This window comes from Lacibacter sp., from assembly GCF_035299325.1.
Lineage (GTDB): Bacteria > Bacteroidota > Bacteroidia > Chitinophagales > Chitinophagaceae > Lacibacter.
On record NZ_DATGWT010000040.1, the window covers coordinates 1 to 14,560 of the forward strand.

Genomic DNA, 14,560 nt, shown 5'->3' on the forward strand with positions numbered 1-14,560 from the left:
CAAATGAAAACAGCCATCCGTGATTTTGGTGCAAAGATCATTGGAGCAGATGTGGCATTATTTTATTACTCCGGACATGGTATGCAGGTAGATAATTTTAATTATATCATCCCTGTCGATTTCAGGTTGCAGACAAAAGCAGATATCAAAGAAGATTGTCCGAATATTAACTGGGTATTGAACAGGATGGAAAATGCAGCAACAAAATTGAACATTGTTATTCTTGATGCCTGCCGCAACAATCCATTTGATCGTGGTTCGTTTGGTGAAGATGATGCAAATGAAGGATTAGCTTCTATTACACCTCCTGATAATACCGTTATTTCTTTTGCAACAGATCCCGGCTCCGTAGCAAGTGATGGTGTTGCCGGCACCAATGGATTGTACACCGGTTCGTTGATCAAATACATTGCATCACCCAACATGCAACTGGAGAATGTGTTTAAATTAACCGGTCGTGAAGTGAGAGAAAAATCAAGTGGTAAACAAAAACCCTGGCTGAATACAAACTTCTACGACATTTTCTATTTTAAAATGCAGTAACTTTTTCGAAAGAATGTTTTCATGAGTGAGACAATACTCGATGCAGATTACTGGAGTAACCGTTATCAACAACAGCAAACAGGTTGGGATATTGGCTATGGCTCCACTCCTCTTGTTGAATACCTGCAATCACTAAAAGATAAAAGCATTTCTATCCTCATCCCAGGGTGTGGGAATGCGTATGAGGCTCAGTGGTTATTGCAACATGGTTTTACCAATGTAACTGTGTTGGATATTTCACCTGTTCTTACTGCTGCATTAGAAGAAAGATTTAAAGGACAGCCCATCAAGATTGTCACAGGTGACTTTTTTGAACACGAAGGACAGTATGATCTTATTCTTGAGCAAACCTTCTTCTGCGCACTCGATCCTTCATTCCGCAACAGGTATGTAGAACATATGCATCAACTGTTGAAACCCGGTGGCGTACTGGTTGGTGTTTTATTCAACAAAGAATTTGAAGGTGGACCTCCTTTTGGTGGCAGCAAAGAAGAATACGAACAGCTCTTCAGCAAACGTTTACACATAAAAAAAATGGAGCTGTGTTACAACTCCATTCCGCCACGTAAAGGCTCTGAATTATTTTTTAGTGCTGATGGTAATGTTTAACCTCACCTCTTCCCATTTCACGTAAGTAAGCCACGTGCGATGCAATAGCCATACGCATCTTGGGATATTCTATGTACTCCACATTAAATTCCTGGCAGGTTTGTTTAATGATGCGGCTGATAGCCGGATAATGTACATGCGAAATTTTTGGAAACAGGTGATGCTCAACCTGGAAATTCAATCCACCCACCAGCATAGAGATCAATTTATTTCTTGTAGCAAAATTTGCGGTGGTTTTCAACTGGTGAATAGCCCACTCATCCTGCAAACGACCATCTTCTTCACTTGGCATTGGGAAATGTGTATGCTCAACAGTATGTGCCAACTGAAACACAATACTGATCACCACACCTGCAAACAAAGTAGTTACAAGGAAACCAACCAACCAGGGAACAAACCCAGCAAAATAAATTGGTATACCAACAAAAATGATCAGGTGAACTAATTTGAACGACCAGAATACAACATGATCTTTCACTTCCATTTTCTTCAATGGCATGTTACCGATCTTTTTGCTGAAATATTTTTGGTAGTCCATTACAAATATCCAAAGGATGTAAAGCAACGCATATAAGAACCAGAAATAGTAATGCTGGTATTTATGCAGTTTGTATTTTTTCTGTGTGCTGCTCATACGCAACCACGGCTGAATATCGATATCATCATCAACCCCATCAATATTGGTATAAGCATGATGAATAATGTTGTGTTTGAAATTCCACATAAAGCTGCTGCCACCTAACATATTCAATGAAAAAGCAGCCATCATATTTACAACCTTGTTCGTGCTGAAACTTCCGTGTGCTCCATCGTGCATTACATTAAAACCAATTGCTGCGATCAATCCACCTAAAACAATTGATTCAGCTACACCAAGCCACCAAACCGGTGTAAAGAAAACAAGGTGAACATAAACAGCGATCAACGCAACACCAAAACCGATTGCTTTGAAATAGAGGCTGAAATTTCCTGTTGGCTTTTTTCGTTGTTCTTCGAAGTAAGAATTTACCCTTCTCTTTAGTTCTGTGTGGAAGGATTGTGCCTTAACGGCAAATTTAGGAGTGCTCATTGTACAAAAAAATAATTGCACGAAGGTAACGATTCTCGTCCTTTTAACCTCTAAACTGTTGAAGAATGACATAGGATTAACAGTAACATCTACAAACAAGCATTAGGTGCTCACCTGAATTAATGCATCGAACGTGTTGATACCTATGCGTTTCTCTGTAATAAACCCTTCGCCGTACTCAACACCAATACGTTTACCAAACATCTTATGTCGGCTGATGATTGTTTCAAAATAAGCCGGCGTGGATATATAGGTCTGTGGTTCATCAGCACCGGGATTAGGATTGTGAAACTGTGTACCGTATGCTTTGATGCTTTCAACTTTACGATCAAATACCGAACTGATGTCGAAAATAAAATCAGGTTCTGCATAACGATCCTGGATATAATGAAACACATACTTTGGTCGCCATGCCTGTTGTGCTTCACCATTAAAACTTGTTTCTATTTTGCGAAGACCGGATAAAAAACTTGCATCAGACACCAGTTTTGATGAACGGCCATGATCAGGATGACGATCGACCAATGCATTGCAAATAACAATTTCCGGTTGATACTGACGGATCTTTTGAATGATCTGCAGTTGATGGGCTTCATCATTTTGGAAAAAACCATCACGCATGCCCAGGTTTTCTCTTACATGTACACCCATGATCTTTGCTGCAATTGCCGCTTCTTCTTTTCTTGTTTCTGCTGTACCTCTGGTACCAAGCTCACCACGTGTAAGATCGATCACGCCAACTTTTTTACCGTTGTTAATTTCTACCATCAATGTTCCTGCACAACTTAATTCAACATCATCGGGGTGAACACCAAATGCGAGTATATCTAATTTCATCTAATAAAATTTTGGACTGTGAAAGTAGGAAATATGGCGACAAGTACATGAAGATGAAATGCAGTTAACAATCTGTTATGTGGATAACATAATGTCTATCTGCCTGCTGAAGTTTTAGCAGTTGTTGTAGTATATCCCGGCGCACCATAATACATCCTGTCAATTTCCAGCACAATATCTTCGATCTGTTTATCAAATTTATCATCGGTTGGATTCCAGCCCTGTTTTAAACTGGTGCCGGCAAAGAACATCAGTGTCTGGTAAAAACCTGCTGTAAAACCGCCTTTCATTTCATGTACAATTTCGTAACAGTTATTACCTGTCTGGCGGTTGATCAGTTTCATTAACACCTTGCCCTGGTAAATAGATAGATCGGTCACCTTATCGGTAAAGCTTGAACGCAATTCTTTTTCTCTCGACTTGATGTATTTCTTCCGGTCGGATTTTACTTTAATGTTTTCAAGATGCTTATTTACATCATTCATCACCACACCTGCTGAGCGTGCATAAGGATAGGTGAGATAAACAGCATTTCTTAATCTTGTCCAGTTGGCCCAATACTTTGCGGCTTCTTTAGGATTACCACCCCATACAAACACTTCACTTATTTCCCTGCCACCAATGATCTCGCCATTGATGACCATGGCCTTTACATAAATGGTATCATTTACGCCATATTCTGTTTTAATAATTTGTTTGGGAGAAGTTGAATCGGGATGCGGTGGTAATACTTCCTGCGCAAAAAGAGAGCCGCTGCTCAGGAGGAAGCATAAAAAGAGTACAGATAGATATGATATTCGCTTGCGGCTATTCATCGACCATGTAAATTAAGGAATCTCTCCTGTTTATACAACAGACAGGAAGAATGTAACCGATGCTGCCTTGTGAAGATTTTCTTAAAAAGGCTGATGGCTTTTCGCTTCTGGCTAAAAGCGAAAACGCTCATCTGTTTGTTACCGCACTATTATTCTCCACGGGAACACAGAAATCACAAAAGAAATCCGTTTTAACCCGTCTTATCTGCGTCATCAGTGACTCTATCAAACAGATTTCAGTTCAGCCTTCCTGTTTTTCTGAATATGGTTCCAGCTTGCCAGCAAAAAGCCAAAGGTCATCAACAAAATACCAAACCACAGCACATTAATGGCCGGGAACTGGTAAGCTTTGAGCGTTACATATTGCAATACAGAGTTACTTTCTTTCACCCCAAGTTTAATACCATCAGCTTCAGCTCCACTAAATGCCAATACGAGACTTTGCGAAATAACTGTATCAGCCACAGGCATAATATTGTTGCCACGCAGGATCAATAATGGTTCAGCACTGTAACGGCTGCTGTCTTTTGCATAAACCGTGATTGATGCCGCAAAAACTGAATCAGTTGGTTCGTAAGGAATATGCTTGCGTTTAATATCACGACCAACATTATCCAATACTAAAAATCCTTGTGAATAAAAGACAGTATCGCCTGGTTTGATCTTATGTTCTTTAAACGAAGACGTGTCTTTATTTTTATCGGGGTTGGGCAATGAGGTGATATAGGTAAACACATCTTTATGTAGATAGTGTTTGCTGTCAGGATTTGCCATGATGCCTTCGTTGCCTTTAAAGTTCACGAATGCATCAGGATATAAAGTAAAGCCTTCGTCTTTATTCTTATACTTGAAATGAATTTTGAAATATTGTTTGGGATCGGATGGATGCGTTGAATCGCCGAGATAAGTCACCATGTACTTACCCATATCTGTTGCAATACCTTTTACCAGCGTTAAGTTCTCAGCAGGGTTTTCTTTACTCTCTTCGCCGAAATTCACCATAATACCACTGGTATTCCAGCTGATCACTTCTTTCTTTGATGAAGAGATAAGTATTCCCAGCAAGGTCAACCCAAATCCAACGTGTGCAATAGATGCACCGGCTTTGATCATCTTCCCTTTAATGCCGGTAAAGATGTACATACCATTGGCAATAACGCCAAACACAGCAGCGAAAATGCTGAAATGGATTACCGTGAGATAACCGATGCCGTATTTGTTATAATTAATATCACCAAAAATGCTGATGCTTAACGAAGCGATCAATGCAATTAAAGCAGGGAGCCAGATCGATTTGATAAATGCAGATCCTGCCGTTTGCTTGTATTTTAAATATTGGCCGATGGCAGTAAGGATCGCAATGACGAATGAGAACAGGATGAGCACTTTGTTATAGGAGTACTCAATATCCTGCGCAGGCGCATACTTGGTGCCGAATATCTTATTGAATACAGGTAAAGATGTTTTACCGATGATAAAGAGCGCTGAGATAAAGAACAACAACGAACCAACAAACAACCAGAACTCTCTTGAGCTGAACGCTTCCTCTTTATAAACTGTTGGAATTTGTTTGTAACGAACTGCAAACAATGACAACGATGGAATCACAAAGATCAACAGGAATATCAGCAGTTGCGTATTCATACCAAGATCAGTAAAGGCATGTACACTTGTATCGCCTAAAATTCCGCTACGGGTTAAGAAGGTGGAATAGATGATGAACAGGAACTGCAGTATAAAAAATAAGAAGGTAGCTCGTAAAGAATGACCGGTGTGTTTATAAGCGATCAACGTATGGATACCACAAATGGCGATTAACCAAGGCACCAGCGATGCATTTTCTACAGGATCCCAGGCCCAGTAGCCACCAAAGGTTAAACTTTCGTAAGCCCATGCAGCTCCCATCATAATACCCAGCCCAAGAATACCTGCACTAAAGATGGCCCATGGACGGGCGGGCAGCACCCAGCCGCCAAAATCTTTTTTCCAAAGCCCGGCAACTGCAAATGCAAACGGTACAATCGTGCTGGCAAAACCGAGGAAGAGAACCGGAGGGTGAATCGTCATCCAATAGTTCTGTAACAAAGGATTCAATCCATTTCCATCACGGATAAAGCTCAGGTAATCGCTGCGTAAATGACCTTCTGAATCAAACCCGATCGGGAATTGTTCAGGGCTTAACATGCCTTGGTCACGCATCAACACAAAGGGATTACTACCTAGTTTAAAATCGAAGAAGTAAATACCTATCACCATGGTTGCCAATGCAAACTGCATAAAGCTAATGGTAACCATTACCGGCGCTTCCCATTTCTTTTCACGCAACATGATAATGCCACCTAACACACAATGCCAGAAACTCCAGAGCAGGAAGCTACCCTCCTGTCCTTCCCAGAAACAGGCAAGAATGTATTGCATGGGTAACTGATAGTTGCTATGCTGCCATGCATATTTGTATTCGAACCGATGATTAGATATAATAAAATAGAGAACTGCAAAAATGCCGATAATGGCGATGATCTCTGCAAGAAACGACACACGGGCAATCCGTTTCCAGCTCTGTTGTTCAGATGGTATTTGTGATTGTGTTGCTTTGAAGTAAGCAACGGTTGCCAATAATGAGGCGACAAATGAAAGAATAGCTAAAAAATTTCCGATCTGTCCGGGCAATAACTGTTCACCTATAAATGGCATGGTTCGGTAATTGGTTCAAAAAAACTATTTCGCAACGTGGAGTTATCTCAATTTTATCACTTAGCAACAGTACTGATCTTCGCTTTTTCGTCTTTGTACTTGCTGGGGCATTTAATAAGAATATCATCACATAAAAAAGCGCTGTCTGTCATCTTTCCTTTCAGCACCATACGTTCGCTACGTTCCATATCTGTTGGCGGTTTGCCCTTCATGTAAACAACTTTGGTAGATCCGCCCAAAGAATCAACCACATGAAAAGCAAGATAATTCGGATTTTTAAGTGCATCGTACTCGATCTCTTTGCCATTGGCTGTGTCAAGCTTGGCAATGAGGTGTAAGAACTTACCGGGCTTGGCCTTTGCAGAATCAATGGTATCGTAAGTTGAAAGGTCGCCCATGCTGCTGATAAGTATGCCTATAGCTACAGCAATCACGATTAAAATAAGGATATGTGAGGTCTTCATTCGATGCTTTTTTATTGCAGCCGCAAAGTTAGACCAAAAACAAGTCGCTTTTTGTGATGATAAGCATAAAACACAGATAATTGGATAGATGGCATAAATCCTTGCAGCAACTGTTGAGACAGTTGAGTCAACTGCAACTATTTTTTCGATTCCATTCCACAACAATCAGTTTAATACCCTTCCTTCACAACTTTCTTTTTTGTGCAAAACTTTCCATGCAACTCTTTCCTGTTGTTATAATGTCTATTACCTTTGCGAAGTTTTTCCAAATTGTAACCACATGGCCGATCTATCGGGGTTTGACCCCAACAGCGCAGGTAATCCCAATAATAATATTTTCGGGCTCCCATTTTCAGAAGAAGATGCAGATTTGATCATACTGCCTGTTCCCTGGGAAGTAACCGTAAGTTACAAAGCAGGCACAGCCCGTGCTCCGGAACATATTTTCCGTGCAAGTTTGCAAGTTGACCTGCTCGACAATGATACCAATGATGCATGGCGACGTGGAATTTACATGCGTGATGTTGACAGGGCCATTCTCCTTAAAAGCGATTATCTCCGTAAAGAAGCGGAACTATATATCAATTATATCTCACAAGGTGAAAATGTGAACGATAACAAGTTCATGTGCAAAACACTCAAGGAAGTAAACGCCGGTAGTGTGTTTCTGAATAACTGGGTGTATGAGCAAACAAAAGCTTTGCTTGATAAAGGGAAACTGGTTGCGTTGCTTGGCGGCGACCACAGCACTCCCCTCGGTTACTATAAAGCCATTGCTGAAAAGTATGGCGATTTTGGTATTCTGCAGATCGATGCGCATTTTGACCTGCGTGAATCATATGAGGGCTTTGTTTACTCCCATGCTTCCATTATGTACAATGCATTGAAAGAAATTCCCCAGATCAAGAAATTAGTACAGGTGGGCGTTCGTGATTTCGGCGACAATGAATGGAAGATCGTTTGCGAAAGCAACGCCCGCATTGTTCCTTATTTCGACAGGGACTTAAAAGAGCGTATGTATGAAGGACAAACCTGGAAACAGGTGGTTGATGAAATTATTGAACACCTGCCAGCCAATGTATATATAAGCTTTGATGCTGATGGACTTGATCCCAAACTTTGCCCACATACCGGCACTCCGGTAATGGGTGGCCTCGAAACAGAACAGGCTTTCTATTTATTCCGCAAGATCATTACCAGTGGTCGTAAACTTATCGGTTTTGATTTGAATGAAGTGGGTGTAAGCTCAAATGAATGGGATGAGAATGTTGGAGCCCGTGTGCTGTACAAACTCAGCAATATGCTGCTGGCATGTAATCCTAATTAAGCTGATTATAACAAATCAATAAGAGGTTCATTTTTCATGAGCCTCTTTTTTATGCTAACATGTGTAAGGAGAAAATCAGAACCTTATTGGGTATCCACTTAAAAAAAGAAAGCCAACCCTGAAAAGAGTCGGCCGTTGCTAACCTATGAAAAACACCTACGTGCAATATAGAATAAAAAACAATTCACCGTGTGGTTGAAAAAGACATTTTAAATTATGTCAGAAAAAAAATGACAAAACCGTAGCGGTTAAGGAAGTCAATAACTAAAACGAAAGAATGAAAAGACCATGTGAGAGATGTATGGGCAAAAAAATAGGCCGTCCCTGAAAAGAGTCGGCCGTTGCTAACCTATGAAAAACACCTATGACACAAAAGAACAGCAAAATCTGATACCATTTTGTAGTATAAAATATGATATTGGTAATATTTTCCAGTTTTTCACATCCTCGATACAGAATTGTGCAAAACCTAAAAGCCTGTAGTATTTCTTGCTTGGTCAGAAACAACTGCGTATGGTATGAGTTGTCACAAGAAGCAAAGTAGCTGAGCTTTATCTCTCGTGTTGCTTTCGCTACTACCCAGTAAACTATAGAAGATTCAGATATGGCTATCGAAGAACCCTTCAACTTCGGTTGATGATTACTGTTTGAAGGGTAACACACCTGCGTCATAGCAGCATATTTTCATTATGCTGTATCTTTAACTTGCCATGAACACATATCGTATTCCCATTTTCTTTGAACCATTTGAAAAACAAAAAAAAGCAGCCCGTCTTTTACATTTACTGGCTGGTTTCCTGATGATTGCCAATGCATGGGGCGAATTCAAAACCCCTACTCCGGGTTTGTTTTTTGTTGTGATACAAATTGCAGCGGCGTTGCTCATTATTCTGTATGCGTTTGTTGGAAAAAAATGGATAGCTGATCAATCAAGAAGTAATGGCATTTTTCGTTTAATTGGTGCTGCCGTTCTCTTTTATGCGGCCTGGCATTTCCTGCAGTTGAACGAAGGTATGAGAGCTGTTCTGCAGTTCTTTGCCGGTGGCGGTCTGTTGTTCCTCTTCTTTACCGAGCGAAAGATCTTTTCAACCTGCCATGTAATTATTGATGAAAAAGGGGTGCACACACCTGATAATCTCAAACAACGATTGATCGAGTGGAAGAATATCGATAACATGATCGTAAAGAATGATTTTGTATCTATCAACACTGTTCAGAACCAATTTATACAATATGAAACCGGTGCCGTGCTCAGCGAACTACAAATGGACGAGATGAATGCGTTTTGCAGAGAAAGGTTTACAAAAAGCAAGAACCCTTGAAACGTAGTTGCATTTTATCTATAACCAACTTACAGGTATTTTAAAATATCTTTGCTTTGTTGAAAAAAGCGATCTGCATATTATTTCTCGGAGCTTATCTCATATCCTCAACAGAACTACGGCAGCTGTTGAAGTTTCCTTTGCTCATTCAACACTACACCGAACATAAAGAACAAAACAAGAACCTCGGCCTGCTTCAGTTCCTCGCCATGCATTATAATGATGAGGATATTATTGATCTCGATTACAGTAAGGATCAGCAATTGCCATTCAAATCACAAGGCGGATATACCGGTGCTGTATTGAGTGTATTTGAACCTACTCCTTTTTATTTATTGATACCTAAAGTTGAGATCGCTTTGCCTGTAGCACATGCTATCAGCAACGAAAGTTTTATCAGCTCAACATTTCGATCTTCTATCTGGCAACCGCCCAAAGCCTGTTAAGCAATATCAATTTTTTTTCAGTAAGCTTTTCTTTCATTGAAAGGAAGTTATTGCTGTATTACTTATGATCTAAACAAAACAGGTAATGCTGAATGCCATTATACGGTTTTCCGTAAAAAACAAACTTATTATCGGGTTACTCATCATTGGTCTTATTGGTTATGGCAGTTATGAAATTACAAGACTGCCCATTGATGCTGTTCCGGATATTACCGATAACCAGGTGCAGGTAATTACTGTTGCGCCTTCGTATGGAGCAACAGATATTGAACGGCTCATCACTTTTCCTATTGAGCAGGTAAACAATAATATTCCCGGCTTAGTGGAGATCAGGAGTTTCTCCCGTTTTGGTTTATCACTTGTAACAATTGTGTTTGATGATAAAACCGATGTGTATTGGGCACGCCAACAGGTAGCCGAACGTTTGCAAAAAGTAAAAGATATTATTCCGAAAGAGATCGGCACACCTGAACTTGCGCCGGTAACAACGGGACTTGGTGAGATCTATCAATACGTTGTTCGTCCTGAAAAAGGTTACGAGAATAAATACGATGCAACGGAATTACGCACAATCCAGGATTGGATCGTTCGTCGTCAGTTGTTAGGTGTGCAGGGTGTTGCTGAAGTAAGCAGCTTTGGCGGAAAATTAAAACAGTACAGCATTGAAATTGATCCGGCAAAACTATTCTCGTATGGTATCACTATCAGTGATGTATTTACTGCACTCGAAAAAAATAACCAGAACACCGGTGGCGCTTATATTGAAAAAGGTGCAACGGTGCTGTATATACGAAGTGAAGGTCTTGCCGGAAGCCAGGAGGATATAGGTAACATCTCCATCAAACGCACAAACAGCGGTGCCCCTTTATTTATCCGTGATGTTGCAGAAGTGAAAATTGGCCATGCCACACGTTATGGTGCCATGACCTTTAATGATGAAGGCGAAGTGGCGGGTGCAGTTGTAATGATGTTGAAAGGTGCCAACAGCAGCGAGGTGATCAGGAATGTAAAAGACCGTATTGAACAAATACAAAAAACATTGCCCGAAGGTGTTAAGATTGAAGCATTTCTCGACCGCACAAAAATGGTAGGCCATGCAATAGGTACTGTGAAAACTAATTTGCTGGAAGGTGCATTGATTGTTGTATTTGTACTTGTGTTGTTTCTTGGAAATTTCAGAGCAGGTATTTTAGTAGCATCAGTTATTCCACTAGCGATGTTGTTTGCCATTATCATGATGAATATGTTTGGCGTGAGTGGTAACCTGATGAGTTTGGGGGCGCTTGATTTTGGATTGATTGTAGATGGCGCCGTGATCATTGTTGAAGCGGTGATGCATCAACTAAGTCATAGTAAAAAGTTCAACAGCACTTATCGTTTAACTGGTGAACAAATGGATGCTGAAGTAAATCAAAGTGCCAGTAAGATGATGAATAGTGCTGTGTTTGGACAGATCATCATCCTCGTCGTTTATCTCCCCATCTTCACGTTGCAGGGTATTGAAGGAAAAATGTTCAAACCAATGGCGCAAACAGTTGCGTTTGCATTGCTGGGTGCATTTATTCTTTCGCTTACATATATTCCCATGATGAGTGCATTGTTCCTCAGTAAGAAAATTCATCACAAACAAAACCTGTCAGATAAATTTATGATCTGGCTGGAACGCATCTATCAATCTGCATTGGATAAAGTGCTCAACTTTCCAAAGACTGTTATTGCAGCAGCGCTATTATTGTTTGCATCTTCAATCCTGATACTTCGTTCACTTGGCGGTGAATTTATTCCCGCTTTAGAGGAAGGCGATTTTGCTGTTGATACACGAGTGTTGACAGGAAGTAATTTGCAAACAACGATTGACTACACACAGAAAGCAGCCCATATTCTCAAAACAAGATTTCCTGAAGTGGAGAAAATTGTTACCAAGATTGGCAGTGGCGAAGTACCTACCGATCCGATGCCCATGGAAGCAAGTGACCTGATGGTGATCTTAAAAGACAAAGAAGAATGGACATCAGCAAAAACCTTTGATGAACTGGCTGAAAAAATGGGTGAAGCATTGAAGGATGTGCCCGGCATTACAACAGGTTTTCAATATCCTGTGCAAATGCGTTTTAATGAATTGATGACCGGCGCAAGACAGGATGTAGTGTGTAAAATTTTTGGTGAAGACCTTGATTCGTTGGCGCACTATGCACAAAAACTCGGCAAGATCATTAACACTGTTGAAGGAGCAAAGAGTTTGTATGTAGAAACTGTGAATGGTTTACCGCAGATCATTATTCAATACAACCGTGCAGCTATTGCACAGTATAATTTAAGTATTGCAGATATAAATAAGGTTGTTAATACTGCACTTGCCGGACAAAGTGCAGGCATGTTATTTGAAGGTGAAAAGCGTTTTGATATTGTGGTGCGTTTAAAAGGCGGTCAGAAAAAAGACGTAAAAGATATTCAGCAATTACTCATCCCTACTCCATCCGGTTCACAGATCCCGTTGTATCAACTGGCGAATGTAGAAATTAAAGAAGGTCCAAATCAGATCCAACGTGAAGATGCCAAACGACGGATTGTTGTTGGCTTCAACGTTCGTGGTCGTGATGTGCAAAGCATTGTGAACGAGTTACAGAAAAAAACGGAGCAGCAACTAAAACTGCCTGCAGGTTATTATGTAACCTACGGTGGTGCATTTGAAAATCTGAATGAAGCAAAACAGCGGTTGATGATCGCTGTACCAGTTTCGCTGCTGCTCATTTTCGTATTACTCTATTTTGCTTTTGGTTCTGTAAAGCAAGGCTTACTCATTTACTCAGCTATTCCATTATCTGCAATCGGCGGCATTCTATTTCTTGCGATGCGTGGTATGCCGTTCAGCATAAGTGCAGGTATTGGTTTTATTGCATTGTTTGGTGTGGCTGTTTTGAATGGCATAGTGCTGATCGCAGAATTTAATCGACTGCAAAAAGAAGGGTTGCATGATGTTCGACGGATAGTTCTAATGGGCACCAAGATCCGTTTACGTCCGGTGTTGATGACTGCATCCGTTGCATCGCTTGGCTTTTTACCAATGGCATTGAGCAATGGTGCAGGTGCAGAAGTGCAACGGCCATTGGCAACTGTTGTAATTGGAGGTTTGATCATTGCCACCTTCCTCACCTTATTTGTATTACCTGTGCTTTATATCATTTTTGAAAAAGGAATCAAGATGAAAAAGAAAAAGAACGGCCTGCCGCTAAGTATTTTGTTATTGCTGTTCTGCTTACAGGGAACAGCAACTGCACAAACGCCTATCAGCCTGCAGGCAGCAATTGATACCGCAGTAAAAAATAATTTACTGTTGAAGAATGAGCAATTAGTTGCACAATACAAACAGTTACTCATACCATCCGCTTCGGTTGTACCGCAAACAACTGTTCATGCTGAAGCTGGACAATTCAACAGCATTTACACCGATACAAGATTTGGATTATCACAAAGCTTTAGTTTTCCCAAAGTGTACAGCACACAAAAAGAATTGTTAAGGGAGGAATGGAAAAACAGTTCGCTTTCGACAGCCGTAAAAGAAAAAGAGCTGAAGCAACAGGTACAATCAGTTTTTTATCAGCTTGCATGGCTGCAGGAAAAAGAAAAACTGTTGCTGTATGCTGATAGTTTGTTCAACGATTTTTACAAACGAACTGAACTGCGTTTACAAAAAGGCGAAAGTAATATCCTTGAAAAAGCAACTACAGAAACACAGCTCGGGCAAATTAATATCCAACGTAAACAACTGCAACACGATAAAGCTGTATTGCAATTACAATTTCAGATACTGCTCAATACAACTACTGCTTTTATACCTGCGGTGCAAACATTAAAGATGCCCATTCAGTTAGCAATTGCCGAATTCAGTTCGCATCCATCGATCATACTTGCACAACAGCAGGAACGTATCGCCGATGCAACTATAAAAGCAGAACAATCGAAACTGTTACCTGAACTTTCACTTGGGGTATTCAGTACAAGCATTAAAGGCATTGGTGCCGATGATAAATATTACAGTAGTGCAAAACGTTTTCAATCGGTACAATTAGGAGTTGGCATTCCTGTTTTTGCCAGAGCACAAAAAGCAAAGATCAACAGTGCGCAGTTCAGTAAGCAGATTGCTGCTAATCAAACAGCCATCAGCCTGCAAACACTTTCAAGCAATTATCAGAAAACGCTTACATTGTATAAACAGCATAACGAAACTGTCACTTATTTTGAAAACACGGGATTGAAAAATGCTTCCCTTATCATTGAAACTGCAAACAAACAATTCAGCAGCGGTTTAATCAATTACCTCGAGTGGTTTATGCTGGTGAATCAGGCCACAGCTGTAAAGAATGATTATGTTGATGCAGTGCGCCATCTCAACGAAAGCATTATTCAACTCAACTATTACAACAACCAATAAAC

The 14,560-nt window shown here is 40.4% G+C and carries 11 protein-coding genes; 6 read left to right on the top strand and 5 right to left on the bottom strand.

Annotation, left to right across the window (positions count from 1 at the left end; translation table 11 throughout):
* On the top strand, positions 1-543 hold a 543-nt coding region (locus VK159_RS20645; protein WP_324232067.1), incomplete at its 5' end, for a caspase family protein.
* A gap of 21 nt (positions 544-564) precedes the next feature.
* Complete coding sequence (locus VK159_RS20650) at positions 565-1,152, top strand: methyltransferase domain-containing protein (RefSeq protein WP_324232068.1); 588 nt, start codon at positions 565-567, stop codon at positions 1,150-1,152.
* On the opposite strand, the gene VK159_RS20655 is transcribed toward VK159_RS20650, so the two are convergent.
* The 5 genes from VK159_RS20655 to VK159_RS20675 all read right to left on the bottom strand — a co-directional run bounded on the left by VK159_RS20655 (position 1,130) and on the right by VK159_RS20675 (position 7,031).
* A complete protein-coding gene (locus tag VK159_RS20655) occupies positions 1,130-2,221 on the bottom strand; it encodes an acyl-CoA desaturase (RefSeq protein WP_324232069.1) in 1,092 nt (363 codons plus the stop codon). The two genes, VK159_RS20650 and VK159_RS20655, sit on opposite strands and share 23 nt — an antisense overlap.
* A gap of 102 nt (positions 2,222-2,323) precedes the next feature.
* A complete protein-coding gene (bshB1, locus tag VK159_RS20660; protein WP_324232070.1) occupies positions 2,324-3,058 on the bottom strand; it encodes a bacillithiol biosynthesis deacetylase BshB1 in 735 nt (244 codons plus the stop codon).
* 95 nt (positions 3,059-3,153) lie between these two features.
* A complete protein-coding gene (locus VK159_RS20665) occupies positions 3,154-3,873 on the bottom strand; it encodes a DUF4294 domain-containing protein (protein ID WP_324232071.1) in 720 nt (239 codons plus the stop codon).
* Between the two features lie 225 nt (positions 3,874-4,098).
* Positions 4,099-6,567, bottom strand: coding sequence for a cytochrome c biogenesis protein CcsA (gene ccsA, locus VK159_RS20670; RefSeq protein WP_324232072.1), 2,469 nt, complete (start codon positions 6,565-6,567; stop codon positions 4,099-4,101).
* A gap of 56 nt (positions 6,568-6,623) precedes the next feature.
* The gene (locus VK159_RS20675; protein ID WP_324232073.1) at positions 6,624-7,031 is read right to left on the bottom strand and encodes a cytochrome c maturation protein CcmE; all 408 of its coding nucleotides are present in this window, start codon (positions 7,029-7,031) and stop codon (positions 6,624-6,626) included.
* Positions 7,032-7,311: 280 nt separating this feature from the next.
* On the opposite strand from VK159_RS20675, the gene VK159_RS20680 reads away from it, so the two are divergent.
* The 4 genes from VK159_RS20680 (at position 7,312) to VK159_RS20695 (ending at position 14,558) form a co-directional block, all read left to right on the top strand.
* A complete protein-coding gene (locus VK159_RS20680; RefSeq protein ID WP_324232074.1) occupies positions 7,312-8,358 on the top strand; it encodes an agmatinase family protein in 1,047 nt (348 codons plus the stop codon).
* A gap of 710 nt (positions 8,359-9,068) precedes the next feature.
* Positions 9,069-9,680, top strand: coding sequence for a hypothetical protein (locus VK159_RS20685; protein WP_324232075.1), 612 nt, complete (start codon positions 9,069-9,071; stop codon positions 9,678-9,680).
* A gap of 59 nt (positions 9,681-9,739) precedes the next feature.
* Positions 9,740-10,126 carry a hypothetical protein gene (locus tag VK159_RS20690; protein ID WP_324232076.1) on the top strand — a complete coding sequence of 129 codons (387 nt, stop codon included), beginning with the start codon at positions 9,740-9,742 and terminating at the stop codon, positions 10,124-10,126.
* Positions 10,127-10,211: 85 nt separating this feature from the next.
* On the top strand, positions 10,212-14,558 hold the full coding sequence (locus VK159_RS20695; RefSeq protein ID WP_324232077.1) for a CusA/CzcA family heavy metal efflux RND transporter: 4,347 nt from the start codon (positions 10,212-10,214) through the stop codon (positions 14,556-14,558).
* Positions 14,559-14,560: the final 2 nt, after the last annotated feature.